General features: G+C 63.2%; 26 protein-coding genes and 1 pseudogene. 9 read left to right on the top strand and 18 right to left on the bottom strand.

Translation table 11 applies throughout. The features are described 5' to 3' along the window. Positions 1–191 precede the first annotated feature (191 nt). The 8 genes from NKH71_RS18455 to NKH71_RS18490 all read right to left on the bottom strand — a co-directional run bounded on the left by NKH71_RS18455 (position 192) and on the right by NKH71_RS18490 (position 7,524). Complete coding sequence (locus NKH71_RS18455; protein ID WP_352590357.1) at positions 192–671, bottom strand: MaoC/PaaZ C-terminal domain-containing protein; 480 nt, start codon at positions 669–671, stop codon at positions 192–194. Position 672: 1 nt separating this feature from the next. Then, the gene (locus NKH71_RS18460; protein ID WP_352590354.1) at positions 673–1,749 is read right to left on the bottom strand and encodes a Gfo/Idh/MocA family protein; all 1,077 of its coding nucleotides are present in this window, start codon (positions 1,747–1,749) and stop codon (positions 673–675) included. Then, positions 1,742–2,071, bottom strand: coding sequence for an L-rhamnose mutarotase (locus tag NKH71_RS18465; protein WP_352590351.1), 330 nt, complete (start codon positions 2,069–2,071; stop codon positions 1,742–1,744). The genes NKH71_RS18460 and NKH71_RS18465 overlap by 8 nt, the downstream gene beginning before the upstream one ends. A gap of 9 nt (positions 2,072–2,080) precedes the next feature. Continuing rightward, a complete protein-coding gene (locus NKH71_RS18470) occupies positions 2,081–3,193 on the bottom strand; it encodes a mandelate racemase/muconate lactonizing enzyme family protein (protein ID WP_352814462.1) in 1,113 nt (370 codons plus the stop codon). Between the two features lie 4 nt (positions 3,194–3,197). Beyond that, positions 3,198–4,295, bottom strand: coding sequence for an ABC transporter ATP-binding protein (locus NKH71_RS18475; RefSeq protein WP_023716655.1), 1,098 nt, complete (start codon positions 4,293–4,295; stop codon positions 3,198–3,200). 1 nt (position 4,296) lies between these two features. Continuing rightward, positions 4,297–5,163, bottom strand: a complete 867-nt coding sequence (locus NKH71_RS18480) for a carbohydrate ABC transporter permease (protein WP_352895237.1) — start codon at positions 5,161–5,163, stop codon at positions 4,297–4,299. 2 nt (positions 5,164–5,165) lie between these two features. Continuing rightward, complete coding sequence (locus NKH71_RS18485) at positions 5,166–6,062, bottom strand: carbohydrate ABC transporter permease (RefSeq protein ID WP_352715852.1); 897 nt, start codon at positions 6,060–6,062, stop codon at positions 5,166–5,168. A gap of 142 nt (positions 6,063–6,204) precedes the next feature. After that, positions 6,205–7,524 carry a type 2 periplasmic-binding domain-containing protein gene (locus NKH71_RS18490; RefSeq protein ID WP_352715849.1) on the bottom strand — a complete coding sequence of 440 codons (1,320 nt, stop codon included), beginning with the start codon at positions 7,522–7,524 and terminating at the stop codon, positions 6,205–6,207. Between the two features lie 158 nt (positions 7,525–7,682). Between NKH71_RS18490 and NKH71_RS18495 the strand changes: the two genes are divergently transcribed. After that, entirely contained in the window at positions 7,683–8,471 is a 789-nt protein-coding gene (locus tag NKH71_RS18495; RefSeq protein ID WP_352502210.1) for an IclR family transcriptional regulator, read from the top strand. Positions 8,472–8,538: 67 nt separating this feature from the next. Then, on the top strand, positions 8,539–9,375 hold the full coding sequence (locus tag NKH71_RS18500) for an amidohydrolase family protein (protein ID WP_352895238.1): 837 nt from the start codon (positions 8,539–8,541) through the stop codon (positions 9,373–9,375). A 219-nt stretch (positions 9,376–9,594) separates the two neighbouring features. On the opposite strand, the gene NKH71_RS18505 is transcribed toward NKH71_RS18500, so the two are convergent. The 3 genes from NKH71_RS18505 to NKH71_RS18515 are packed head-to-tail and all read right to left on the bottom strand — an operon-like array spanning position 9,595 to position 12,473. Beyond that, the gene (locus tag NKH71_RS18505; RefSeq protein ID WP_352895269.1) at positions 9,595–10,737 is read right to left on the bottom strand and encodes an extracellular solute-binding protein; all 1,143 of its coding nucleotides are present in this window, start codon (positions 10,735–10,737) and stop codon (positions 9,595–9,597) included. A gap of 20 nt (positions 10,738–10,757) precedes the next feature. Continuing rightward, complete coding sequence (locus tag NKH71_RS18510) at positions 10,758–11,918, bottom strand: CaiB/BaiF CoA transferase family protein (protein ID WP_352493936.1); 1,161 nt, start codon at positions 11,916–11,918, stop codon at positions 10,758–10,760. Between the two features lie 3 nt (positions 11,919–11,921). Continuing rightward, complete coding sequence (locus NKH71_RS18515) at positions 11,922–12,473, bottom strand: MaoC family dehydratase (protein ID WP_352895239.1); 552 nt, start codon at positions 12,471–12,473, stop codon at positions 11,922–11,924. Positions 12,474–12,662: 189 nt separating this feature from the next. On the opposite strand from NKH71_RS18515, the gene NKH71_RS18520 reads away from it, so the two are divergent. Continuing rightward, a complete protein-coding gene (locus tag NKH71_RS18520) occupies positions 12,663–13,760 on the top strand; it encodes a lactonase family protein (RefSeq protein ID WP_352895240.1) in 1,098 nt (365 codons plus the stop codon). Positions 13,761–13,767: 7 nt separating this feature from the next. Here NKH71_RS18520 and NKH71_RS18525 read toward each other — a convergent pair whose 3' ends face one another. Continuing rightward, positions 13,768–14,481, bottom strand: coding sequence for a GntR family transcriptional regulator (locus NKH71_RS18525; protein ID WP_352895241.1), 714 nt, complete (start codon positions 14,479–14,481; stop codon positions 13,768–13,770). Positions 14,482–14,739: 258 nt separating this feature from the next. Between NKH71_RS18525 and NKH71_RS18530 the strand changes: the two genes are divergently transcribed. From NKH71_RS18530 to NKH71_RS18555, 6 genes and pseudogenes are all read left to right on the top strand, one after another. Beyond that, complete coding sequence (locus NKH71_RS18530; protein ID WP_352895242.1) at positions 14,740–15,828, top strand: ABC transporter ATP-binding protein; 1,089 nt, start codon at positions 14,740–14,742, stop codon at positions 15,826–15,828. A gap of 36 nt (positions 15,829–15,864) precedes the next feature. After that, complete coding sequence (locus NKH71_RS18535; protein WP_352895243.1) at positions 15,865–17,154, top strand: ABC transporter substrate-binding protein; 1,290 nt, start codon at positions 15,865–15,867, stop codon at positions 17,152–17,154. 197 nt (positions 17,155–17,351) lie between these two features. After that, positions 17,352–18,263 (top strand): ABC transporter permease, encoded by a 912-nt coding sequence (locus tag NKH71_RS18540; RefSeq protein WP_352895244.1) that lies wholly within the window; start codon positions 17,352–17,354, stop codon positions 18,261–18,263. A gap of 4 nt (positions 18,264–18,267) precedes the next feature. Further along, the gene (locus NKH71_RS18545) at positions 18,268–19,086 is read left to right on the top strand and encodes an ABC transporter permease (RefSeq protein WP_352638976.1); all 819 of its coding nucleotides are present in this window, start codon (positions 18,268–18,270) and stop codon (positions 19,084–19,086) included. Positions 19,087–19,088: 2 nt separating this feature from the next. Beyond that, positions 19,089–19,827, top strand: a pseudogene (locus NKH71_RS18550) (aspartate/glutamate racemase family protein). A gap of 5 nt (positions 19,828–19,832) precedes the next feature. Beyond that, the gene (locus NKH71_RS18555; RefSeq protein WP_352895245.1) at positions 19,833–20,669 is read left to right on the top strand and encodes a GNAT family N-acetyltransferase; all 837 of its coding nucleotides are present in this window, start codon (positions 19,833–19,835) and stop codon (positions 20,667–20,669) included. A 58-nt stretch (positions 20,670–20,727) separates the two neighbouring features. Here the strand turns inward: NKH71_RS18555 and NKH71_RS18560 are convergent, their stop codons facing one another. From NKH71_RS18560 to NKH71_RS18585, 6 genes are all read right to left on the bottom strand, one after another. Then, positions 20,728–20,874 carry a hypothetical protein gene (locus tag NKH71_RS18560; protein ID WP_023716676.1) on the bottom strand — a complete coding sequence of 49 codons (147 nt, stop codon included), beginning with the start codon at positions 20,872–20,874 and terminating at the stop codon, positions 20,728–20,730. Positions 20,875–20,950: 76 nt separating this feature from the next. After that, a complete protein-coding gene (locus NKH71_RS18565; RefSeq protein WP_352895246.1) occupies positions 20,951–22,243 on the bottom strand; it encodes an NAD(P)/FAD-dependent oxidoreductase in 1,293 nt (430 codons plus the stop codon). Beyond that, the gene (locus NKH71_RS18570; RefSeq protein WP_352895270.1) at positions 22,240–23,223 is read right to left on the bottom strand and encodes a branched-chain amino acid ABC transporter permease; all 984 of its coding nucleotides are present in this window, start codon (positions 23,221–23,223) and stop codon (positions 22,240–22,242) included. Before NKH71_RS18570 ends, NKH71_RS18565 begins: the two co-directional genes overlap by 4 nt. After that, positions 23,220–24,128 carry a branched-chain amino acid ABC transporter permease gene (locus NKH71_RS18575; protein WP_352482758.1) on the bottom strand — a complete coding sequence of 303 codons (909 nt, stop codon included), beginning with the start codon at positions 24,126–24,128 and terminating at the stop codon, positions 23,220–23,222. Before NKH71_RS18575 ends, NKH71_RS18570 begins: the two co-directional genes overlap by 4 nt. Then, complete coding sequence (locus NKH71_RS18580) at positions 24,125–24,874, bottom strand: ABC transporter ATP-binding protein (protein WP_352482757.1); 750 nt, start codon at positions 24,872–24,874, stop codon at positions 24,125–24,127. Before NKH71_RS18580 ends, NKH71_RS18575 begins: the two co-directional genes overlap by 4 nt. Next, a complete protein-coding gene (locus NKH71_RS18585; RefSeq protein ID WP_352482755.1) occupies positions 24,871–25,668 on the bottom strand; it encodes an ABC transporter ATP-binding protein in 798 nt (265 codons plus the stop codon). Before NKH71_RS18585 ends, NKH71_RS18580 begins: the two co-directional genes overlap by 4 nt. Between the last annotated feature and the right edge of the window lie 64 nt (positions 25,669–25,732).

Raw genomic sequence — 25,732 nt, forward strand, 5'->3', positions numbered from 1 at the left:
TTAACGTTCCGGGGCAGGCAGCCTTGAGCGCGACCTCGGCAAGCGGATAAAGACGGGAACGGGTGAAGTGAATTCGCATTTTTTGCCGACAGCGCCACATTTTGTTCTTGCTTTGTGCCGGCAGCTATGCTACTAATTTACGTATGGTGCTGATTCGCACTGAGGACCCGCCGCAAGGCGGTTTTTTTGTTTCAGGTTTCGGGGCCGTCCGTCGACGCCCTGCTCGGCTTGTCGCGACGCTCGACGATGTAGATGTGGTCGGCGACCAGCACCACGTTGCCATGCTGGTTGATCACCTCGCAGCGCTCGACGACCCGGCCTGAATCGGGTCGCTTCGGGTCGTCTTCCTTGGCCGAGATGGTGGTGCGGGTCCTGATCGTATCGCCGATGAACACCGGCTTGATGAAGCGCAGCCTGTCGTAGCCATAGGAGAAGGCGACCGGGTTGACGACGCTCGCCGTCAGCCCGACGCCGACCGAAAAGACCAGCGTGCCGTGGGCGATGCGCTGGCCGAACGGCGTCGTCTTCATGAACTCGGCGTCCATGTGGTGGGGAAAGAAATCGCCGGTATGGCCGGCATGGACGACGAAGTCGGTCTCGGTGATGGTGCGCCCGCTGGTCATGCGCGACGAGCCGATCTGGTAGTCCTCGAAATAGACAGTCTGCTCCATGTCAGGGCCTCGCCGCTATCGGTGTTGCCGGCGCCGCGCTCGATTGGTAGGCGGCTTCGACCAGCGCCATGGTGTTCCAGCCGTCCTCGACGGAACTGACAAGCTCGGCGTCCTCGCCAGATGCGTAGCGCTGGACATTGGCCATGCGGCCGGCAAAGGCGTCCGGAAACCATGCGCCGACGAGTGGAACCGCAATCCAGTCCGTGCCGCCCTTGGGGTAGATTTCGAGGATGTCCGGCTCGCCGCGCGGATAGTCGAGGTTGACGCCCAGTTTGAGGTAGGCGGCGCCTTCGGTGCCGCAGATGCGGAATTCGCAGGCCTGGTGTTTTCGACCGAATTTGTGATCGTGGTTGATCGACAGTGCACAGCGCACGGTGTCGCCATAGTCGAGGATCGCGCTGGTGCGCGTTTGCGCGACCTTGTGGCCGGGGTGGCCGAGCGTCTTGGCGTGAACCCCCTTGGGGTCGCCGAGCAATTGCCGGATCAGGTCGAGATAATGGATCGAATGCATGGCGATCTCGACGCGCGGCGCCTGCAACAGGAATTCCCAGAGCTGCCAGGGTGTCGCCAGCGCCAGCCATGCGTCGAAATCGACCACTTCGCCCAGCCAGCCCTTGGCGATCGCATCCCTGAGCGCCAGCATCATCGGCGCGAAGCGCAGCTGGAAGTTCACCGCCGCTTGGAGGTCTTTGGAGCGGCAGATTTCGAGGATCTCGGTCGCCTCGCTGAGATTGCTGCCCATCGGCTTCTGGATCAGTGCCACCGCACCATCGGGCAGCGCCCTGAGCACGCCGGCATGATAGGCCGGCGGTGTCGCCAGGTCGAAGACGGCGTCCTTGATCGCAGCAGCTTCCTCGACCGACCGGTAAGCGGTGACGCCCCATTTCTGCGCCAGTTTTTCGGCCTTGGCCAGGTCGGGGTCGAAAAGCCCGGCAACCGGGAAACCGGCTTTCCCGTAGGCCGGGAAATGCGCATCGCCGACGATCGAGCCGGCGCCGAAAATCACGATCGGCCTGGGCTTTGACGGCTGTGCCCAGGCCTGGGAAAGCGAGGCAGGATCGAAGATGTCATCAGTCATAATGGAAGACTTCGTCCATCGACGCCCACCACTCGCCCTCCTTGCTGGTCGGCAGCGGCTCCTGGCATGGCATGCACAGCGCCCACCATTCCTGCGTCGTGGGATCGGCCGCCATCTTGGCCATGTCGGAGGCGAAATCGGTGCCGTGGTACTCGAAGGTGCTGAACAAAAGGTGCTCCGGCTCCCTCAGATAAATCGAATAATTCTTGATGTTGCAGGCGGAAATCATCTTGAGGACGTCCGGCCAGACGGCGGCGTGAAGCCGCACATACTCGGCGACTTTCTCCGGCTTGAGGCCGAGCACCATTCCCATTCGCTGCATGTCCGCCTCCTATTTCACTATCGTCGTGGTGAATTCCGCGATGCTCTTCGCCTTGATCGCATCCCAGTCCCAGTCGATGCCGATGCCGGGCTCGTCCGGCGCCAATGCGTGCCCGTCCTCGATACGCATTTTCTTGCCGGTCAGCTCGTCGAGCTGGGGAATATACTCGACATATCTGCCGTTCTGAACGGCGCATGTCAGGCTGACATGCAGTTCCATCAGGAAATGCGGGCAGACGGGGATGTCGAACGCCTCGGCCGCGTGCGCCACCTTCAGCCACGGCGTAATGCCGCCGATGCGGCCGACATCGACCTGCACGATCGAACACGCGCCCTTCTGCATATATTCGCGGAAATGCCGGATCGAATAGAGCGACTCGCCGACCGCGATCGGCGTCGACGTCGCACTCGACAGCCGCACATGGCCGTCAATGTCGTCGGCCGGCAGCGGTTCCTCGATCCAGGCGAGGTCGAGGTCGCGAAAGCGTTCGGCCCGGCGGATTGCCTCGTCGACCGAAAAGCCCTGGTTGCAGTCGGTCATGATCTCGTAGGAGTCTCCAACCGCCCGGCGCACCGCCGTCAGCCGAGTAAGATCCTCGGAACCGTGCGGCTTGCCGATCTTGACCTTCGAGCCGCGAAAACCCTTGGCCTTGGCGGCCAGCGCATCCTCGACCAGCGCCTCGGTTTCGATATGCAGCCAGCCGCCTTCGGTCGTGTAGAGCGGGCAGCGGTCCTTGGCGCCGCCGGCCAGCTTCCACAGCGGCAGTCTCTGTTTCTTCGCCCGCAGGTCCCAAAGAGCAGTGTCGATGGCCGCCAGCGCGATTGCCGTGATCGCGCCGATCGTCGTGGCATGGGTGGCGAACTCCAACTCGCGCCAGACCGCCTCGATCATGTCGGCGTCGCGGCCGATCAGCCGCGGCGCAAGGTGGTCGGCCAGCAGTCGCATCACCGACGAGCCGCCGGTGCCGATCGTGTAGCTGTAGCCGGAGCCGACCGCGCCGTCGGCATCGGTGATGGTGACGATCGGTGTTTCCTGGCTGACAAAACTCTGGATGGCATCGGTGCGCTTGACCTTAGGCACCAAGTCGACCATGCGCAGTTCGACTTTCTCGATCTTTGCCATGATTTTAACCTCGCAATGTCTTGCCCGTTTCAGCAGAAAACAGATGGGCCTGCGACAGGTCCAGGCTCATCTTGACCCGGTCGCCGGCTTTGAGCGGCTTTGGATTGAGCATCCGTGATACCCAGTCGCTGCCGTTGAATTCGGCGAACACCAGCGTCTCATTGCCGAGCGGCTCGGTGACGGTCACCGGCAACTCGACCTGGTGGACGTCGACATCTTCGCCGGAGCTGATGCCGTGTCCGGTCGGATAGATGTCGTCGGGCCTGAGGCCGAACACGACCTTGTCGCCGGTTTCGACATTGGCTTTGAACTGGCTGGGCAGAGGCAGCTTCTCGCCGCTGGCGAACAGCAGCTGTCCGTCGTCGACAACCGCCTCATGCAGGTTCATCGGTGGCGAGCCGATGAAGCCCGCGACGAAGCGTGTCTGCGGCCGGCGGAACACCTCGTCGGGTGTGCCGACCTGCTCGATAAAACCGTCACGCATGATGACGATGCGGTCCGCCAATGTCATCGCTTCGACCTGGTCATGGGTGACGTAGATCACCGTCGACTTGACCTTGGCGTGCAGCTTCTTGATCTCGGTGCGCATCTGCGTCCGAAGCTTGGCGTCGAGATTGGAAAGTGGCTCGTCGAACAGGAAGACATCGGGATCGCGCACGATGGCGCGGCCCATGGCCACGCGCTGGCGCTGTCCGCCGGACAGCTGCGACGGCCGGCGGTCGAGCAATTGGTCGAGGCCGAGAATGCCGGACGCTTCGGCGACGCGACGGTCCATTTCTTCTTTCGCGGCGCCCGCGATCTTGAGCGAGAAGCCGAGGTTTTCGCGCACCGTCATATGCGGATAGAGCGCGTAGGACTGGAACACCATCGAGATGTTGCGCGAGCGCGGCGGCAGGTCGTTGACCATGCGGCCGCCGATCTCGATGACGCCGTCGCTGATCGCCTCGAGGCCGGCGATCATGCGCAGGGTTGTCGACTTGCCGCAACCGGACGGCCCGACCAGCGCGATGAACTCGCGGTCGGCGACCTCGAGATCGATGCCGTGCACCACCGCCACCGGGCCGTAGCTTTTGGTGAGATTCTTGAGCGATACGGTTGCCATGTCAGCCTTTCACCGCGCCGGAAGTGAGGCCGCCGACGAGGTGTTTCTGGACGATGAAGGTAAGCGTGAGCGCCGGTATGACCATGACCACGGCGAGCGCGCACATGCCGCGCCAGTCGATGGTGAATTCGGCCGTATAGTCGAGCAGGCCAACCGGCAGGGTCTTGGAGTTAATCGAGCGTGTCAGCTGCGAGGCCAGCGCGAACTCGTTCCACGAGGTGAGGAAGGCAAAGATTCCGGCCGAGGCGATGCCGGGCCCGGCGAGCGGAAACTCGACCTGCCAGAAGGCCTGCCAGCGCGTGCAGCCGTCGATCTGCGCCGCCTCGGCAAGGTCTTTCGGTACCTGGCGGAAAAAGCCGTCGATCAGCCAGATGGTGAAGGGCACATTGAGCGCGACATAGACCAGGATCAGCCCGAAATGCGTGTCGATGATGCCGAGCCGCGCAAAGACGAAGAACAGCGGCAGGGACAGTGCGATGCCGGGCACCGTGCGCGTCAGCATCAGGCCGAGAAACATCGCCGACTTGGCTTGGAAGCGATAGCGCGCAAAGGCATAGCCGCCCGCCATGCCGATGGCGATGGCGATCAGCGTCGAGGTCACCGAGATGATCAGCGAATTGCGGAAATAGTCGAACACCGGAATGCCGCCCTTGCCGACGCCGCTGAACATGGCGACGTAGGCATCGAGCGAGAGTTGCTGCGGAATCCACACCGGCGGCTTGGCCATGATCTCGACAGTCGGCCGCAGCGACGACAGCACGATCCAGATGCCGGGCAGGCAGATGACCAGCATGGCCAGGAACAGCCCGATGCCATGGACGATCCGAAGCGCTTTGTTGCCGGCGCGATGCAGGCTGTTCTGGTCCATCCTCACCACTCCGCCGCGATCTGCGTGCGCGCCGCGGCGAGCTTGCGGTAGAAATAGACGGTGAACAGGATCGACAGCAGGATCGAGAAATAGGCCATGGCATTGGCCATGCCCATTTTGGCATCGCCATAGGCGGTGCGGGCGACCAGCGTCCAGACCAGCTCGGTGCGGCCGGCAGGGCCGCCGTCGGTCATGATCTTGACGATGTCGTAGGCGCGCGCGACGTCGAGCGAGCGGATGGTCATGGCGATGAAGGCAAACGGCATGATGAACGGCCAGGTGACATAGCGGAATGTCTGCCATGGCGTGCAGCCGTCGACGCGGGCCGCCTCGACCGGTTCGCGCGGCATCGCCAGCAGCCCGGCTAGGATGAGGATCGCGAACACCGAAGTCGACGACCAGATCTCGGCGGTCAGGATGGCGATGAAGGCGAGATTGCCGTCGATCAGCCACGGGATGGCGCGATCGGTCAGGCCGAGCGCCTGCAGGGCGTTGTTCACCAGGCCGATATTGTCGTTGAACATGAATTTGAACTGGAAGCCGACGAGGATCGGCGAAAACATCATCGGAAACATCATGATGGTGCGCAGGACCCGCTGGCCGCGCGAGGCTTTTTCCACCAGCAGGGCCAGCCCGAGACCGATCAGCATTTCCAGGTTGAGCGCCACCGTCAGCAGCACCACAGTACGGGCAAAGGCGATCCAGAAATCGCGGCTGGTCAGGATGGTGACGTAGTTGCGGGCGCCGATGAAGACCCAGAACGTCTCAGGCCTGGTCAGCCGGAACGGCGTGAAGCTGGAGTAGAGCGACAGCAGCAACGGCACCACCACCACGGCCGCCAGCACGATCACCGCCGGCAGCAGGAGCAGCAATGGTGGCGAGGGTCTCCAGCCTTTCATGGCGATCCGGTTCTGGTTGGTGCCCGGACACCGAAGCCCGCCATCGGCGAGCTGGGATCAAGACAAAGCGGGTTGCGCATGGTTCGAAAAAAGTTCGGGGGCGCCGCTCTTCAATGAGCGCGGCGCCCCCTTGGGAGAATGGTCAAAGCTTGCCGGCGTCCTCGAGGATCTGGGTGGCCTTGGCGGCAGCGTCGTCCAGCGCCTGCTTGGAGGTCTTGTCGCCAAGGATGGCGGCCTGCAATTCGGGATAGACGGCGTTGGAGATTTCGATCCATTCAGGTGTCTGCGGCACGGCGAAAGCGTGCTTTGCCTCTTCCTGGAAAGCCGCCAGCACTTCCTTCTTGTAAGGATCGTTTGCCGCCTGCTGGATGTCCCAGTCCCACACCGCCGTGCGGGTCGGCAGAGGTCCGCTTGCCGCCTCGAGCTTCTGGCTGTCCTCATTGGTCAGGAACCAGACCAGCGAAGCGGCCGCTTCCTTGCTGGCGCAGTTTTCGGTGACCGAAAACCCGTGGTGCCCCGACCAGCCGGTGCGAATGCCGGCCGATCCCTTCGGCGCCACCTTCACGCCGACATTGCCGGCGACCTTCGACGACTTCGGATCGTTGAAGAAGCCTGCCCAGCCAGGCCAATCGAGGTTGATGGCGACCGTGCCCGAGGCAAAACCCTGGCCGAGATCGTCCCACAGATAGTTGGTGGTGCCGGCCGGCACCGCCTTGGCCTTGTAGAGATTGACGAACCAGTCGAGCGCGTGCACGCCGGCCTCCGAGTTGAAAGCGGGCCTGCCGTCCTTGTCGAGGTACTCGCCGCCGTCGGCGATGAGCATCTCGTAAAAACGGCCGTTGATCGCCTCTTCCTTGCCGGCGAACTGGGTGCCATAGAAATCGGGCGGGCTGGCGAAGAATTCCGCCTGCTGGGCGACCTCGTCCCAGGTGTCGGGCGGTGTCAGTTCCTTGCCGTACTTGGCCTTGTAGGCGGCCTTCTTGGCTTCATCCTGATAGAGGCTCTTCTGGTAATAGAGCGCCGAGACATCGAACTGCGCGCGCGGCAGCATTACCAGCTTGCCGTCGAGCGTCGAGGCCTTGATCGTCGACGGCACGAAGGCGTCGATCTCCTCCTTCGGCAGCAGCTTGTTCAGGTCGGTGTAGATATCAGGATATTGCGGCGCGAAGGACGAGTGGTTCGAGCCGACGCACCAGTTGATGCTGCCGGAGGCGATGTCCGACTTGATCTCCTTGTCGAGCTCGAAGTGGTTCTTCTTCGAGATCACGTTGACCTTGGCGCCGGTCAGTTTTTCCCATTCGCCGATCCGCGCGTAGAGCCCTTCATATTGCTGGCCGCCGATCAGCTTGGCGTCGATGGTGACGCCGTCGAATTTGCCGGGCAGTTCGGCAGCAAGGGCAGCACTAGCACCAAACGCGAGTAGCGTTACGCCGGCCGACAGGCCGCAAAACAGTTTCGTCATTGGTATCCTCCCAAAGAGCCTGCATCGATCGCGTAGCGAGGTCGATCGGCAGCTTCATTCATATCCAAACAAAACATTTATAGGATCGTCAAGCCGAAAGTTCTTTCGGAAGCAAGGCTGTTGCGTATATGAAAAGTGAAATTCACTGGAGAGGCGCAATGGCAGAGGACGAGGAAGACGACCGGTATCGAGCCCCGGCGCTGGACAAGGGGCTCGACATCCTCGAGCTGCTGGCCGGCGTCGACGGCGGCCTGACGCAGGCGGAAATCGCCAAGAAACTCGACCGCAGCCCGAATGAGTTCTACCGCATGCTGGATCGGCTGGTGCGTCGCGGCTACGTCACGCGGCCGGATGGCGACCGTTATTCGCTGACGCTCAAGCTGTTTGGCCTGGCGCAGCTGCACGCGCCGGTGCGCCGGCTGGTTTCCTATGCGACGCCGCTGATGCGCGAACTGGCCGAAACCACACAGCAGGCAAACCAGCTCGTCGTCTTCGATCGCGGCTCCGCCGTGGTCATTGCCCAGCAGGAAGCGCCGGATTACTGGGGCATCTCCATCCGCGTCGGCTCGCATATCAGCCTGTTCGACACCGGGTCCGGCCATGTGCTGCTGGCGTTCCGCCCGCCGGAAGAGCGGCAGATGATGATTTCCGAACATCTGCGCAGCACCGACAAGCCACCGCAATCGCCAGAGTTTTTCGCTCGCCTCGATCAGATCCGGGAACGCGGCTACGAGATGATGGCGTCGATGCAGACGGCCGGCGTGTTCAACCTGTCGACACCCGTTCTCGGCTCGGACGGCAAGGCAATCGCCGCACTGTCGATCCCCTACATAACCCTGGTCAACGCACCCAAGGCGCCCGACATCACCAGGACGATAGAGCTGCTGCTGGCAGCGACCGAAAAGCTGTCGCAACTGGCGGGATCGACTGTCAAGCAATCGCGATGAATTCTTATTTGAATGAAGAATTTCTCCGTGAGATGATCTCGAAGTCGCCAAGGAGGAGCGCGCCGCCATGATCTTCGACACCCATCTGCACCTGATCGACCAGTCCGCCCTGCGCTATCCATGGCTGGCCGGCGTGCCGGCGCTCAACCGCGATTTCCCCTACGACGAATATGCAGTCCAGGCCCGTCGCGCCGGCATCGGGGCGGCGCTGCACATGGAAGTCGATGTCGATCCAGCCGACATCGAGGCCGAAACCGGCCATGTCAAAGCGCTCTCGCAGCAAAAGGGCAGTTTGTTGAGGGGAGCGATTGCCTCCTGCCGTCCGGAAGAGCCCGGCTTTGCCGCTTATCTGGAAACGCAGCGCGCAGATCCTTTCGTCAAAGGCTTTCGCCGCGTGCTGCACGTCGTGCCGGATGAACTGTCGGAAGGCGCGCTGTTCCGCGAAAACATCAAGCGGCTAGCCGGCACCGGCCTGACCTTCGACCTGGTCGTTCTGCCGCACCAGATCCCCAAGGCGATCGCACTCGCCGATCTCGCGCCGGATGTGCAGTTCGTGCTCGACCATTGCGGCGTGCCCGACATCAAGGGCGGTGCCGAGCACCCCTGGCGCGAGCACATGGCGGAGATCGCGCGGCGCCCGAACGTCGTCGGCAAAATTTCCGGTGTGGTCGCCTATGCGGATGCCGGATCCTGGACGGTCGATACGCTGCGTTCCTATGTCGAGCACACCATCGCATGCTTCGGCTGGGAACGCGTCGTCTGGGGCAGCGACTGGCCGGTCTGCACGCTTGGCGGCGGGCTTGCGACCTGGATTGCGGCAACGCACGCGCTGCTTGCCGGCACCAGCATCGATGAACGGCAAAAGCTGCTCTCCGGCAACGCCAAGCGGCTGTGGAGTTTGTAAGCAGCTTCAGATCGTCGCCGACACGTGCCGCTCGCGGCCGTAGAGCGAAACCAGGAGCACGATGACCAGGCCAAGTGCCGCCTGCACGGTCGAGGGCCGGAAGCCGAGGCCGATCAGGACACGTCCTGTGCGCAGGCTATGGTCGTGACCGATGCAAGTGCGGTTGCGGCCATAAGGCCGCGGATCAGGCTGTTCATGTTCTCCTCCGTTCGGTTGTTTTCAGGCTCCTCCGCCGGCAACGCCGGACACCTGCGTCGAAAGGCTTTCCCGAAACAGGCGATTGAGATCGGCAACGACGCGAGCGGCATTGTGCCTTTCGCTCAGGCCGAGATTGATGCGATCTGACGCCGCCTGCTGGAAGGACATGTAGCCGTCGTGCCGCGGCCTGACCCAGGCACCTTCGAGCGTGGCTCGGGTGTCCTTGTAGAAATTGCCGGTGGCAGCGTTGACGGCGACATCCTCCCAGGCTGCCGCATGGCCGGGCTGGCCGCCGGCCGAGGCGTAAGGGCCGCGCTGCACGTCACCGCTGGCGATCCAGTAGGCGAAGTCGATGGCCGCCTGCCTGGCCTTCGAAAAAGCTGACACCGCAATGCCGGTCCCGCCGAGCGCCGAGCCTTTGGGGCCGGCATTGCCCGCGGCCGGGATATCCGCGAAAGCCAGGCGGTTGGGTCGAAACCCGGCGATGGCATAGGAGACATAGCCATAGATCAGCGGTGCACAGGCGATCCGTGATCCCGATCCGGCCATTTGCTCCAGAACCGCGATCGGATCCATGCCAAGGCATGCCGGATCGACGAGGGCCGCGATCTCGCGCATCATCTCGAAAACCTGCTTGCCCGTTGCCGGATCCACATGGTCGCCGGGGCCTTCGCCGGCGGGCCGGCCGAGATTGCCGGCAAGCGTGTAGAACACCATCAGCGCATGCGGCGGCCTGAGCGGCAACAGCACGTGGCCTTGCCGGGCCAGATCGAGCGCATCGGCCCAGTTCGCCGGTGCAGCCGAAAGCATGTCCGGCCGCCAGGCCTCCACCTGGCTGGCCGCGTCGATCGGAAACGCCCACTGCCTGCCTTGCCAGTTGTAGCTCGGATAGGACCGGCCGACGCTGCCCGTCGCAAGTGCTGCACGTTCGGCGTCCCGGCCGGCCGCATCGAGCGGCGTCAAACAATTCTCGGCGGTGATCTGGCCGACATGCGGATGGTCGATGACGATCAGATCATAGGCACGGGCCAATTCCTCGACCGGGAAGGATTCGAAATCCTGCAGCGAGCGCTTGTCCCATTCGATGGCGACGCCGGTGCGTTCCGTCCACAGCGCCGAACAGGCGACCATCGGATCATAGCCGCGCGGATGGCTCCAGGTCATGCCTTTGAGCGTCACGTCGCTCACAGCCCGAACTCCTCGCGGATTTTTGCGCTGTGCTCGCCGATGCGTGGCGCGGCCCGCTCGACCTTGGCGCGGATGCCGTCGACCCTGAGCGGCGAGCGCGTGGTGAGGATCGAAACGTCATCCTCGCGCGTCACCGTCTGCAGCATGTCGAGAACTTGGAAGCCTTCGCTGGCCATCATCTCCGGCCAGGTCAAAACCTTGGCGCACCAGATATCGGCGGGCTCGAGGATCGTAAGCCACTCATCGACCGTTTTCGTCGCGATCTTTTGCGCGATGATCGCCTTGATCTCGTCGCGGGCGGTGAACCAGGTCGACGGCTGGTCGCGATAGGGCGCAAGCTCCTCGAGCCCGAGGAGATCGGCGAGTTTCGAGATCGGCGTCATGGCGATCGCCAGATAGCCGTCCTTGGCCGGATAGACGCCGTAGGGCGCCGAGAGATAGGCGTGCGCGCTGCGGAAGCTCGACCGCCGCGGCAGCCGGCGCCCGTCATTGAGATGCGTCGTCAGCACCTCGAACTGGAAGTCGACCAGCGCTTCGAGCAGGCTGGTCTCGACATGGCTGCCCTTGCCGGTCACGCCGCGCCGCACCAGTGCGGCGAGGATGCCTTGCGCGGCGGCGGAACCCGCCAGCATGTCGGCGATCGCCAGGCCGAAGGGCACCGGCCCTTGGTCCTCGTCGCCGTTCAGCCACATCACGCCGGAGCGGGCCTGCGCCAGCAGATCCTGCCCGGGCCGCTTGACCCACGGGCCTTCCTCGCCATAGCCGCTGATCGAGGCATAGACCAGGCGCGGATTGATCTTGCGCACCGCCTCGTAATCGAAGCCCAGGCGTTCGATGACGCCGGGCCTGAAATTCTGGATCAGCACGTCGGCCTTGGCCAGCAGGCCGCGCAGCGCCGCAAGATCGGCCTCGTCCTTCAGGTCGATGGCAAGGCTTTCCTTAGCGCGGTTGATCGCGTGGAAAATTGTGGAATCGCCGCCGATCTCGGTGTCGCTGAGATAAAGCCGGCGCGACAGGTCGCCGCCATCCGGCCGTTCTATCTTGATGACGCGGGCGCCGAGGTCGAGCAGTCTGAGCGAGCAGTAAGGCCCGGACAGGAACTGGCTCATATCGACGACGATGAGCCCGATCAGCGGCAGTTCGGCAATGGCAGCCATTGCCTATTTCTCCGTCTTGCCGGCGAAGTCGGCCGGATTGCGGTACTTCACCGTCTGCAGGTGCTCGCAATAAAGCACGAGTTCGCCTTCGCCCTTGAAGACTTCATAGCTGGCGCGGATCAGCCCCATTTCCTTGTATTTCGGCTTCTTGTCGAGGTTGGAGCGGATCGAATAAATCGTGTCGCCGATGAACACCGGCTTGATGAAGCGCAATTTGTCGTAGCCATACGAAAAGGCGTTGATGCAATTGGTGGCGACGAGCCCGAGCCCGGCCGAGAACACGAAAGCGCCGGCGACCAGCCGCTTGCCGAAGATGCCTTCCGTTTCGGCGAACATCTGGTCCTGCACGTATGGATGGATGTCGAGCACCAGCGTGTTGAAGAGATGGCTGTCGCCCTCGGCAATGGTCCGGCGCAGCGAACGGATCTTCTGGCCGACCGGCCAGTCTTCGTAGAACCAGTTCTCCGCGTTCCAGACGGGAAGGTCGGCGTGTTCCCTCGGCATGTTGGCGGGGTGTGTCGATGCCACGCCAACGGTTGGCGCGAAGCCGCTCATGACGACTTCCCCGGGCAGCGGGAATCGTCCATCAGGGCGCGCCGCAGACCAGCGAAATGCATGATCGATCCTCCCGTCAATCTTCTTTTGTGAATAGTATTTTCACATATGGGGTTGTGTTGCAAGCGAGTCTCGGCGAAATTTTGCTGCGATCCGCGGCGGCCAACGCCGGCGGAACAGGAGGAAATGATGCAGAATGCCTGTCTGGTTTTCGTCGGCAGCCTCAACCGCGACGCCCCATATTTTCAGGGCGCGCGCGGTGTCGGGCTGGGCGTCTATAGTTTCGACGAGGGGACGCTGGAGACGAAGAAACTGGCCGAGACGGGAGGCATCGACAATCCGACCTTCCTGTCGGTGACGCCGGATGGCTCCTACATCTACGCCAATTCCGAAGTGTTCACCTGGCGCGAAGGCGTGGTCTCGGCCTACCGTTTCGACAGGCAGGCCGCCACGCTGTCCTACATCAATAAGCAGCCGACGCTGGGCAGCATAACGGCGCACAACACCATCACGCGCGACCGGACGAAGCTATTGGTCGCCAACTACGGCATGGGCGAGGGTGGCCCCGATCGCTCGGTCGTGGTCTTCGGACTGCGCGACGATGGCGGCCTGACCGCGCCATTGTCGAGCGTCGCCCATAGCGGGACCGGACCAGACCTCGCACGCCAGGAGCGGCCGCATGCCCATAGCGTAACCGAGACGGTTGCCGGCGGTGTTGCGATCGTCGCCGACCTCGGCATCGACCGGCTGGTGTCCTACCGCATCGGCTCAGACTGCAGCCTGACCAAACTGGCCGAGTCGGCGCTTGCGCCGGGCGCAGGTCCGCGCCATCTCGCGCTGCATCCCGGCGGCCGCTTCGTGTTCGTCATGAACGAACTGGATTCGACGGTCGTCTCGCTGGCGCTGGACGAAGCATCAGGCGAGCTTACAGTGGTCGACAGCAAGCCGGCCGTGCCGCCCGAGGCACGCGACGGCAATCACTGCGCCGATATCCAGATCTCGCCCGACGGCCGCTTCCTCTACGGCTCCAACCGCGGCCATGACAGCATCGTGGTGTTTTCGATCGACCAGCAAACCGGCAGGCTTGCCCTTGTCGACTATACGCCTTGCGGCGGCGCCACGCCGCGCAATCTGGCACTGACGCCCTCGGGCGGCCATCTGTTCTCGGCCAACCAGAATGCCGACCGCATCTCGATTTTCGCCCGTGATGCCGCAACCGGCCGGCTGACCGACACCGGCCGATCCATCGGCATTGGCACGCCGATGTGCGTGAGGATCGTGCGTTGACGTGATCTCAGAACTCGAGCGCCTGCCTGAGTGCCGGGCCGCTCCTGACGCGCAGATCGAGGTCGGCCTCGATATGGTCGATGTGGTGCAGCATCAGCGCGCTGGCGCGTTCGGCATTGCCATTTTCCAGCGCCTCGAGGATCTGCGTGTGTTCGTTGTGGCCGCAGCTCGAGATACCCGAGCGGCCATAGAGCGCGATCACCAGAGATGAACGAGCGACCAATTCCTCCATGAAGCGCTGCAGGATGACGTTTCCCGCGACCAAAGCCAGAAGCAGGTGAAAATCTCCCGACGCCTTGATCTCCGATCGCCTTGCGTTCGGTCCGCGTTCGGCGATGAAACGGCCTTCTTCGTCGAGCTGGGCTTTGAACGCGGCGACATGCGCCGGCGTCATCCGCCCGGCGGCGGCAATCGCGATGCCGGGTTCGATCAGCCGGCGCGAAGCAAAGACCTGCCGCGCTTCCTCCGGCGGCGGATTGGCGACGAAGGCGCCGCGATTGCGCTCGGTGCGCACCAATCCCTCGAAGGAGAGCATCTGCAGTGCGGCGCGCGCCACGGTGCGGCTGACATCGAACAGCGTGCCGACTTCGCCTTCGGAAAGCTTGGTTCCGGGCGCCAGCCGGCGATCGACGATCGCGTCGCGCAACTGATCGCGGATCGCCTGCGCGCGATCCTCGTTGGCGGCCTCGATAGCAGGGAAAGTCTGGTCGGCAATGTTCATGGCGGTGATCCTGCGTACTTCTACCCTGAATCGCATCGCTTGGACGAGAGACAAAGTGAATACAGGGATGAAAAAGATTGCATGCGATTTTTGCGAGGATCGGCGGCAATCGCCTATAATATGTGCATTGCACAAGGATGCCATATCGGCAGCCATGTCGATGCAGCCCTGATTTCTTCGAGGATTTAGTCGGTTGGTGCGGCGGCGCGCAACTGGCACGCATGATGCTTTGGCTAATCCGACCAAAGGGGAAGCTGGATGTCCAAAGCCGCCGAAATCGACATTGTGTCCGTTTCGAAAGTCTATGGCGCGACGACTGCCGTCGAAGGCATCAGCCTGAAAATCCCTGCGGGAACCTATTGCTGCCTGCTCGGTCCGTCCGGCTGTGGCAAGACTTCGACGCTGCGCATGATCGCCGGGCACGAGAGCATATCGAGCGGCGATGTGCGGCTCGGCAACACAGTGGTCACCGACCTGCCGCCGGCCAGGCGCGGCACTGCCATGATGTTCCAATCCTACGCGCTGTTTCCGCATCTCGACCTGATCGACAATGTCGCGTTCAGCCTGAAGATGAAAGGCGTCGGCAAGGAGGAGCGCCGCGCCAAGGCACTCGACATGCTGAAGCTGATGCAGATGGAGGCATATGCCAGCCGCCGTCCGGCGCAGCTTTCGGGCGGCCAGCAGCAGCGCGTTGCTCTTGCGCGCGCACTGATCACCGATCCCGAGGCGCTGTTGCTCGACGAACCGCTTTCGGCGCTCGATCCGTTCCTGAAGATCCGCATGCGGGCCGAACTGAAGAAGCTGCAGACGTCGCTCGGCATCACGTTCGTCCACGTCACCCACAGCCAGGAAGAGGCGATGGCGCTGGCCGACCTGATCGTGGTCATGAACGACGGCCGTATCGAGCAGGCGGCGCACCCTCGCACGGTGTTCGAGCGGCCGGCCACGGCCTTCGTCGCTCGTTTCATGGGCGACCACAATGTCATCTCCGGCCGCGTCACCGGTAGTCGTGACGGCATGGTTGTTTTCGATGTGCCCGGCGGTGTCACGCTCGCCGCCAGCGGGCAGGGCAGGGAGATCGGCCAGCCGATCGATATCGCCATTCGCACCGACCATGTGCGGATCGGCGACCCGCCGGCCGCAGGGCTCGGGTTCACCGGCATCATCGCAAATGTCGAATACCGCGGTTCGACCGTGAAACTCTCGGTCAACGGCGCCGGCATCGAGGATTTCACGGTGATCGTCAACGACACCAGCTTCTTCGCCAAACCGGTTGCCGTCGGCGGCGCGGTGCCGATCGCCTGGGACGCCGAGGATGCGATCGTCCTTGGCCGTCTCGATTCCTGAAACCCAGCATAACCAACCAAAACAGGGGAACTGAGCATGACCAACACCACCGACAAGAAGACAGGAATATCGCGCCGTTCGCTGCTCAAGACAGGTGCCGCCGCCGTCGGTTTTGCCGCCGGTTCCGGCGCCATATCAGGCTTTCCGACCATCTGGGCGCAATCGAACATCACGCTGCGCCAGTTCGGCACCGGCGTGTCCAACCTCAATGCCATCGCCGACAAGTGCAAGGCGGACCTCGGCATCACGCTGGAGATGACGGCAACCGATTCCGATGCCGCCGCCCAGCGCGCGGTAACGCAGCCCGACAGCTACGATATCGCCGACATCGAATACTGGATCTGCAAGAAGGTGTTCCCGACAGGCGTCCTGCAGCCGATGGATGTCAGCAAGCTGAAATACTACGACGAGCTCGTGCCGCTGTTCAAAACCGGCAAGCTGACGCCGGACAGCGTCATCGCCCAGGGCACCGCGCCGCACACGGTCGGTTACGTCGAGGCGCAGGACAGCAAGGTTTTCGCCAAGGCGCCGACCAATTGGTTCACCATGGTGCCGACGATCTACAATGCCGATACGCTCGGCATCCGCCCCGACCTCGTCGGCCGTGACATCACCACCTGGGCCGACATCATGGATCCGGCCTTCAAGGGCAAGACAGCCATCCTCAACATCCCGTCGATCGGCATCATGGATGCGGCGATGATCATGGAAGCCACTGGCAACATCAAATATGCCGACAAGGGCAACATGACCAAGGAGGAGATCGACAAGACGATCGATTTCCTCATCAAGGCCAAGCAGGACGGCCAGTTCCGTGCCTTCTGGAAGTCCTTCGACGAAAGCGTCAACCTGATGGCTTCAGGCGAAGTGGTAATCCAGTCAATGTGGTCGCCGGCGGTGGCCGCGGTCCGCTCCAAGGGCATCGCGTGCCGGTTCCAGCCGCTCAAGGAAGGCTACCGGTCCTGGGGTGGCGGGCTTGGCCTGGCAGCCCATCTCTCCGGCGCCGAACTCGATGCCGCCTATGAATACATCAACTGGTACACGTCCGGCTGGGTGGGCGGCTACCTCAATCGCCAGGGCTACTACTCGGCCAACATGGTGTCGGCCAAGAAGTTCATGTCCGAGGACGAATGGGGCTACTGGATCGAAGGCAAGCCGGCAAAGGGCGAAATCCTGTCGCCGGACGGCAAGGTCATGGAAAAGGCAGGCGCCGTGCGTGACGGCGGCTCGTTCGAAGAGCGCATGGGCAAGGTCGCCTGCTGGAACTCGGTCATGGACGAGGACCGCTATATGGTAAAGCGCTGGAATGAGTTCATCGCCGCTTGATGCCCTCTGCCTTCTCCCCTTGTGGGAGAAGGTGGATTGGCGCGCAGCGCCAAGACGGTTGAGGGGTGCTGGACGGAGCACTGTTGGTGCCAAGCTGGAACACCCCTCATCCGACCGAGCTTCGCTCGGCCACCTTCTCCCACACGGGGAGAAGGGAACACCCCTCAGTCGCATCGCCGACTTGGACCGAGAGATAGATGGCAGTAGCGCTCGAACAATCCACGCACGTTACGTCTGCGAAGCCGGCCAGACCTAGGTGCTCCTTTGCCGGCGTCGCACCCTATCTCCAGGCGGCACCGCTGGCGCTGATCCTCGGTGCGTTCCTCCTGCTGCCGATCCTGATGATCGCCGTGGTCTCATTCTGGGGCTACGATTTCGCGGCGATGTATCCGGATTTCCTGACCACCAACTACGCCGACACGCTCGGCTCCTGGGTCACCTGGAAAACCTATCTGAACACGCTGAAATACGCCGCCATCGTCTGGGCGCTGACGCTGTTCATCGGTTTCTGGGTTGCCTATTTCCTCGCCTTCCATATCCGGACCACGGCCATGCAGATGGTGCTGTTCCTCGTCTGCACCGTGCCGTTCCTGACCTCCAACATCATCCGCATGATCTCGTGGATTCCAGTGCTTGGCCGCAATGGCCTGGTCAACTCGACGCTGGTGCAGATGGGGCTGATCCCGAAGCCGATCGAATGGCTGCTCTATTCCGAATTCGCCGTCGTGCTGGCCATGGTGCATCTCTACACGCTGTTCATGGTGACGCCGATCTTCAACACGCTGATGCGCATCGACAAGTCGCTGATCGAGGCCGCGCGCGACGCCGGCGCTTCCGGCTGGCAGATCCTGTGGAACGTCGTCATCCCGCTTGCCAAGCCCGGCATGGCGATCGGCACCATCTTCCTCGTGACGCTGGTGATGGCCGACTTTTCGACGGTGCAGGTGATGTCCGGCGGGCAGAGCGCTTCCGTCGCGTTGATGATGAAGAACCAGATGTCGCTGCTGCAATATCCGGCAGCCGCCGCCAACGCAGTCGTGCTGCTGGTGCTGGTGCTTCTGATGGTCGCGGGCATCCTGCGCATCGTCGACATTCGCAAGGAGCTGTGAGGCGATGAGCCACGACAAGCGCAGCTTCGAATTCTATGTGCTGGCGGCCTTCTTCGCGGTTTTCGTGCTGTTCCTCTACGGCCCGCTTTCGGCGATCCTGATACTGTCCTTCCAGGGCGAGAATGGCGGCCTGACATTTCCGTTGAACGGCGTTTCGCTGCACTGGTTCGCCAATCTGTTCGAGCGCCAGGCAGTCGGCGATTTCGGCGGCAGTTTCAAACGCTCGCTCGTCCTTGGCCTGATGGTGATGGTGATGACTGTTGTCGTGTCGCTGCTTGCCGGCCTTGCCTTCCGGCAGAAATTTCGCGGCGCAACTGCCTTGTTCTATCTGGCCGTCGCCAGCCTCGTCGTGCCGTCGATCATTATCAGCCTTGGCATCGGCGTCGTCTTTCAGCAGATCGGCTTCCGCCCCGCTTGGTACACCTCTGCTTTCGGCGCCCATCTGACCTGGACCTTGCCTTTCGGCGTGCTGATCATGTTTGCCGTCTTCAACCGGTTCTCGCCGGCCTATGAAGAGGCCGCGCGCGACTTGGGAGCGTCGTCGTGGCAGACCTTCGCCCATGTCGTGCTGCCGATGATCGCTCCCAGCCTGATCGGTGTCGGCCTGTTCGGCTTCACTCTGTCGTATGACGAGTTCGCCCGCACGCTGATGACCTCGGGAACCTTCAACACGCTGCCGCTCGAAATCTACGGCATGACGACGAATGTGACGACGCCGGTGCTCTATGCGCTGGGCACAGTGACAACCGTGTTTTCCTTCCTGGTGATCCTGCTGACGCTCGGCGCGATCGTCTATGTCGGCCGCCGCCGCGAGCGTGCCTGACAGTGAAGATCCTCGTCGTCAATCCAAACACCACCGCCAGCATGACCGAGACCATCGCGGCCGCCGCGCGATCGGTCGCCGGCGCAACGACCACGATCGTTGCCGTCACCTCGTCGATGGGACCTGTATCGATCGAAGGCTATTACGATGAAGCACTTGCCGTGCCCGGCCTGCTGGTCGAGATCGCCGCCGGCGAACGCTCGGGCGCGCAAGCCGCGATCATCGCCTGTTTCGACGATACCGGCCTCGATGCCGCGCGCGCCATGGCCAATATTCCGGTCATCGGCATCTGCGAGGCATCGCTCAGCACGGCCTCGTTCATCGCCCAGCGCTTTACCGTTGTCACCACGACCGGACGCTCGCGCGTGCCGGTCGAAGGGTTGGTGCAGCGCTACGGCATGGCGGGGCGCGCGCGTGCGTGCTGCCGACATCCCGGTTCTTGCCCTCGAAGATCCGGCGTCCGACGCGCTCCTGAAGCTGCGCAACGAGATTGCGCGCGCTATTGACGAGGATCGCGCCGAGGCCATCGTGCTCGGCTGTGCCGGCATGGCCGATCTGGCGGCCGCGCTGCAGCGGGAATTCGGGCTTCCAGTCATCGACGGCGTCGGCGCTGCGGTCAAGCAGGCCGAGGCATTGATCGCGCTTGGCCTGACGACATCCAAGCGCGGCGCCTATGCAAGCCCTCTGGCAAAGCCCTATCATGGTGCGTTGAAGTCCTTCGCGCCTGATGCCGCCGAGTGATCGCAATGCCCCGAACCATCCGAACGCTCGCACTTGAAGAAGTGCAAACCCTTGTCGATTGGGCGGCGGCGGAAGGCTGGAATCCCGGCCTCGGCGACGCAGCGCTGTTCCAGGCAGCCGACCCGCAGGGCTTCATCGGCGCCTTTGTCGATGGCGAGATGGCTGCCGGCATTTCGGCCGTTGCCTATGGCGAGGATTTCGGCTTCATCGGCCTCTACATCTGTCGCCCGGACAAGCGTGGCCAAGGCCACGGCAAGGCAGTCTGGGATGCCGGCATGGCGCGGCTCGGCAACCGCACGATCGGCCTCGACGGCGTTGTCGAACAGCAGGCCAACTACCGCAGCATGGGTTTTGCACCGGCCTACCGGACGATACGGTTCTTGGGGCCACCGAATGTCCCAGCAGCCGCCGGCGGCGACATTCGCGCCATACGGCCGGAACTCGTGCCGGACATACTGGACTATGACCGCCGCTTCTTTCCTGGCCCGAGGCAAGCTTTCCTGGAACACTGGCTGCGCCCGCCACATATGGCGCTTGCGATCGTCAAGGACGGCGCCATTGCGGGATACTGCGTCGCGCGCCAATGCCGGGACGGCTGCAAGATCGGCCCGCTCTTTGCCGACAGCCTGGACGCGGCAGGCCATCTCTTCGCCGCGCTCGCGCACATGTCCGGTCCCGGAAACGTCCATCTCGACGTTCCCGAAACCAGCGGGCGATTTGCGGCCCGGCTGACGTCCACCGGCCTTCAACCGGGCTTCGAAACGGCTCGGATGTACAAGGGAAGGGCGCCGCAGCTCATGCAGTCCGGAGTTTTTGCGATAACGACGTTGGAGCTTGGTTGAGGCGGTGCAAGCCGACTTCTAGTCTAGCGCGCAAAGTCGGGCAACACGAATACCTGGTCTATTTTTCCTGAACCGAAATGCCGGAATCGTCGATACGAAGTTCCACGCCTTTCGGCTTAGTCTCCTCGCGATAAACGTAAATGCCCAAGGCAATGACGGCGACGACCAAAGCGCCGATGATGAGATAAAGATAGTTCTGCTTCATCCGCTGTCGTTAACAACATGATGTGGGCGAGTCTAGCAGTTCGGGTATCAGGACGGCGGCCGGAGACGCACGTCGATCAGCCATCCAGCCGGTCGCGCAGCATGCTCCAGGGGAGCACCATGTTTGGTGCATGCCGCACCAGGCTATGGAACGGGATCGGCGACGGCGGCGCAAACGGCAGCGGCAAATCCTGAGGCTTTGTTCCATCAGCCCAGTCGGCAAGCACCTCGCCCATGGCAGTCGTCATGGCGATGCCGCGCCCATTGCAGGCAAAGCCCGCAACCAGGCCGGGGCCGAGATCGACGAGGTGCGGCAGGAAGTCGGGCTCGACCGCAGCCATCCCCGACCAGCTGTATTCAAGCGGCGGGATCTCCGGGAGATCGAGCTGCTTCGCCAGCCGCCGCCAGATTGCCTGCGGCACCCGAGTGTCGGCACCGGGGCCAAAAACATGCATGCCGCCGGTTATCAGCCTGTTTTCGCCATCGAAGCGGAAGGTGAAAAGATTGCGCCTGGTGTCGCCGACGCCTTGCCCGCCCGGAAGCAACCGGGTGCGGTATTCGCGCGGCAGCGGCGCCGTCGCGATCTGGAAGATCTTCAGTGGGAAGTAGGTTCGCTGGAGCGTACGCTCGAGCTGTCCGCCATAGGCGTTGGTGGCGACCAGCACTTTTTCGGCACGGACCGAACCGGAGGCCGTCTTCAAAGCCCAACCATCGCCTATGTGATCGATCGACGCGACACGCGTATGCTCGAAGATGCGCGCTCCGGCCTTTTCCGCCGCGTCGGCCAATCCGCGCGCATATTCGACCGGATTGAGGATACCGCCCGACCTGTCCATCCAGCCGCCGAGATAGCCGCGAACGCCGGTCAACTCCTCGACCGCCTGCCTGTCCAGCGCATCAGTCGGTCTTCCGCGTCGTGCCCATTGTTCGGCGCGCGATCTGGTCTTTTCCAAAGCGGTCTGCGAATGGGCGGGTTGTATCCAGCCGCTCTGGACGGCATCGCATTCGATGCCGTGCCGCCTGATCAGGTCGAAGACGAGGTCGGCGCCGCCGGCGGCGAAATCGACAAGGCGTTCGCCGCGTTCCGGTCCGAGCTGGGCAATGATATCGTCCGGGTCCCGCTTGGCAAAATTCGGCACGACGAAGCCGGCGTTCCTGCCGGTCGCGCCCCAGGCGATGATTTCCGCCTCGAGGACGGCAACCGAGATGCCTTTTTCGGCGGTGTGCAGCGCGGTTGAAAGGCCCGAAAATCCGCCGCCGACAATCGCCAGATCGACATCGAGTGCACCTTCGAGAGCGGGCCGGTCGCCGCGGTTGCGGCCGACCGCATGCCATAGCGACAGGCCGCGTGGCATGGCAACGTTGCTCATGACCGTGCAGCGCTCTCGTCCGGAGCCGCTTTCGCGCCCTTGCCGAAGCTTGCGCGTCGCGGCCTGTCGCCGAACAGGCCGTTCGGCCTGACCAGAAGGATGACGCACAGCATCACGCCGATGGCGACGATCTGCAGCGAGGCGGCGCGGGCCTGCTGTTCGGGCGAGAACAACACACTCGTCAAGGCTCCTGATCCGGCCCAGATCGCCCAGACCAGGATACTGCCGATGACGGCGCCGATGTTGCTGCCCGAGCCACCGACGATCAGCATCACCCAGGCCTGGAAAGTCAGCGCCGGCAAATAATTGTCCGGGGCGATGAAGCCGGTGAAATGCGCCTGCAGCGCACCGGCCAGCGCCATGAAGGCGCCGCCGACGGCAAAGGCCTGGACGCGGTAGAAACGCGCGCTTTTTCCCAGCGATATTGCGGCCCGCTCATCCTCGCGCAGCGCCTTCAACACGCGCCCCCACGGGCTGCGCGACAGATGCTCCAGCGCGAGATAGACGATTAGCGTCACCACCGAGACGACGGCAAGATTCGACAGGTTGAACAGCAATGGGGTTTCGGCAAGGCCGCCGAACGGACGCGGAATGAAGCCGATGCCGAACGGGCCGCCGGTCAGCGTCTGGGCATTGAGAGCCACCAATTGCACGACGACGGCGACGCCAAAGGTGGTGATCGCCAGATAGTCCGATCTCAGGCGCAGCGTGGCGATGCCGGTGATGGCGGCGGCGACACCGCCCACCAGCATGGCGCCGAGCCAGCCGACAAGGATCGGCAGATCGAAGCCGCCGAGTCGCGCGGCATCGTCGGGCGTGGTCAGCAGTGCCGAGGTGTAGGCGCCGATGGCAACGAAGCCGGCGACCCCGACATTGAAAAGCCCGGTCAGCCCCCATTGCAAATTGAGCCCGAGCGTGACGAGCGAAAAAATCAGCGCGGTGGTCAGGAAGAAAGCGCCGTAGCCGAGCAGATCCATCAGCGTTCCCCCACTCCGAAAAGGCCGATGGGCCGCACGAACAGCACCGCCATCAGGATGATGAAGGAGATGGCCGCCCGCCATTCGGCGCCGATCAATTGCACCGCGCCGGCTTCGGCCAAACCGATGATCAAGCCGCCGAGAACGGCGCCGGGCACACTGCCGATGCCGCCGAGGATGGCGGCCGCGAACATCGGCAGCAGCATCTCGAAACCCATGAACGGGCGGATCTGAATGAGAATGCCAATCATGACGCCGGCGACACAGGCCAGCCCCCCGCCGATGATCCAGGTGACGCGCACGACTTTGGCGACGTCGATACCGACAATGCGGGCAAGTGCCGCGTTCTGGCTCAACGCCTGCATCGAGCGGCCGGTCTGGGTACGCGTCATCAAAAGATGTACGCCGAGCACCAGAACGGCGGTCAGCAGCAGCAGCGCGATTTGGTCCGGGGTGATGCGAATGCCGAAGCCTATCGGCATGGCGATCTGGATCGCCCGGCTGAAATAGGTCGGACGCGAGGTGAAGATGAATTCGAGCAGGCTTCTCAGCGCCATCGAGGCGCCGAAGCTCGCCATCACCACGATGATCGCCTGGCCCTTGGCGCGCAGCCGCGCGAACAGCACCATGTCGAGCGCCAGCGCCAGCAGGCCGGTGGCCGCCATGCCGATGATGAGCGCGACGATCAGCGGCCAGCCGAAGGAGAGGGGTGCGATCGGCGCGATCTTGCCGAACATCGCGCCGATAGCGCCAACCACGGCGAGCGTCGCATAGGCGCCCCAGGCCATGAAGTCGCCATGGGCGAAGTTCGAGAAGCGCAGGATTGAATAGGTGAGCGTCACGCCGATGGCGCCGAGGCCGATCATCGAGCCTGCCAGCAGCCCGTCGGCGACGAATTGCAGGTTCATGCCGCGCCTCCTTTTCCAAGGTCGGGGCGGCGCTGGCCAAGATAGAGCTCGGCGACGACAGGATCGTTCCAGAGCTCGGAGGCGATGCCCTGGTGCCGGTCCTTGCCCTCGACCAGCACGTAGGCGCGATCGCCGATCGCAAGCGCTGCCTTGGCGTTCTGTTCGACCAGCAGAATGGTGACGCCGGATTTGCGGATACCGGCCAGCATCTCGAACACCATCGCCACGAATTTCGGTGACAGGCCGGCCGACGGTTCGTCGAGCACCAGCACCGTGGGATGGACGATCAACGCCCGGGCGACGGCCAGCATCTGCCGCTGTCCGCCCGAGAGATTGCCCGCGGCCGTTCTGCGCTGACGGGCGAGATCGGGGAAGGCCGCATACATTTCCTCGATGCGGGCAGGGATCTCGCGCGGCCTCAGGATGCCGCAGGCGACCTTCAAATTGTCCTCGACCGACATCAGCGGGAAGATGTTTTCGGTCTGCGGCACGAACGCAAGGCCAAGGCGGACCATGGTGTGGGCGGGCGCCGCCGTGATGTCCTTGCCGTCCAGCAGCACGGTGCCGCCGGTGATCGGGACAAGGCCGGCGATGGCCTTGATAAGGCTCGACTTGCCGGCGCCGTTGGGACCGAGAACGATGACGATCTCGCCCTGGTCGACGGTGATCGAAGCGCCGCGCACGATCGGCACGCCGGGCTCATAGCCGGCTTCGAGACCGCGGACGTCGAGTACCGTTTGGCTCATGCAGCGCCTCCGAGATAGGCCTCGATGACGCGCGGGTCGCGCGCAACCTCGTCCGGAGTGCCCTCGCACAGCAGCTGGCCGCTTGCCATGACCAGCACCCGGTGGCAGAGCCGCGTCACCATGTCGATATTGTGCTCGATCAGCAGGAAGGTGATGCCGCTTCTGTTGATATCGCGGATGCGGTCGATGATGACTTCAAGAAGCGTCGCATTGACGCCGGCCGCAGGTTCGTCGAGCAGGATGATTGCCGGATCGGCCATCATGACGCGGGCCAGTTCGAGCAGCTTGCGCTGGCCGCCCGAAAGCACGCGCGCCGGCTCGTGCGCCAGGCGGGCGAGCGTGACGAGCTCAAGCAATTCGATGGCTCTCGTCTCGGCCGCCCGCTCTTCGGTGGCGACCCGCCGCGGCGTCAGGAAATTGGCGAGCAGTCTTTCTCCGGCCTGCCCCTGCGCGGCCAGCATGACGTTTTCGATCAGTGTCAGATTGGGCAAGGGCCGGGGGATCTGGAACGTGCGGCCAAGGCCGCGGCCGATGCGGCGATGGGCAGCTTCCCCCGACACCGATACGCCGTTGAGAAGGATTTCGCCGCTGGTCGGCAGGATGCTGCCGGCCAGCAGGTCGAACATCGTCGTCTTGCCGGCGCCGTTCGGGCCGATAAGGCCGAGTATTTCGCCTGGCTGGACGTCAAACGAGACATTGTTGACCGCGACAAGGCCGCCGAAGCGTCTGACGACGTTCCTGGCCGTCAGAACCGGCGTGCGGATCTCCTCCTGCCGTTCTGTCGTGTCGCCCATCAATCCCTCTGGCCGAAAGCGATCTTCGCCGCCTATGATTTGTGATCACACTTGCTTTGATCAC

The organism is Mesorhizobium sp. M0983 (assembly GCF_040318975.1).
Classification (GTDB): domain Bacteria; phylum Pseudomonadota; class Alphaproteobacteria; order Rhizobiales; family Rhizobiaceae; genus Mesorhizobium.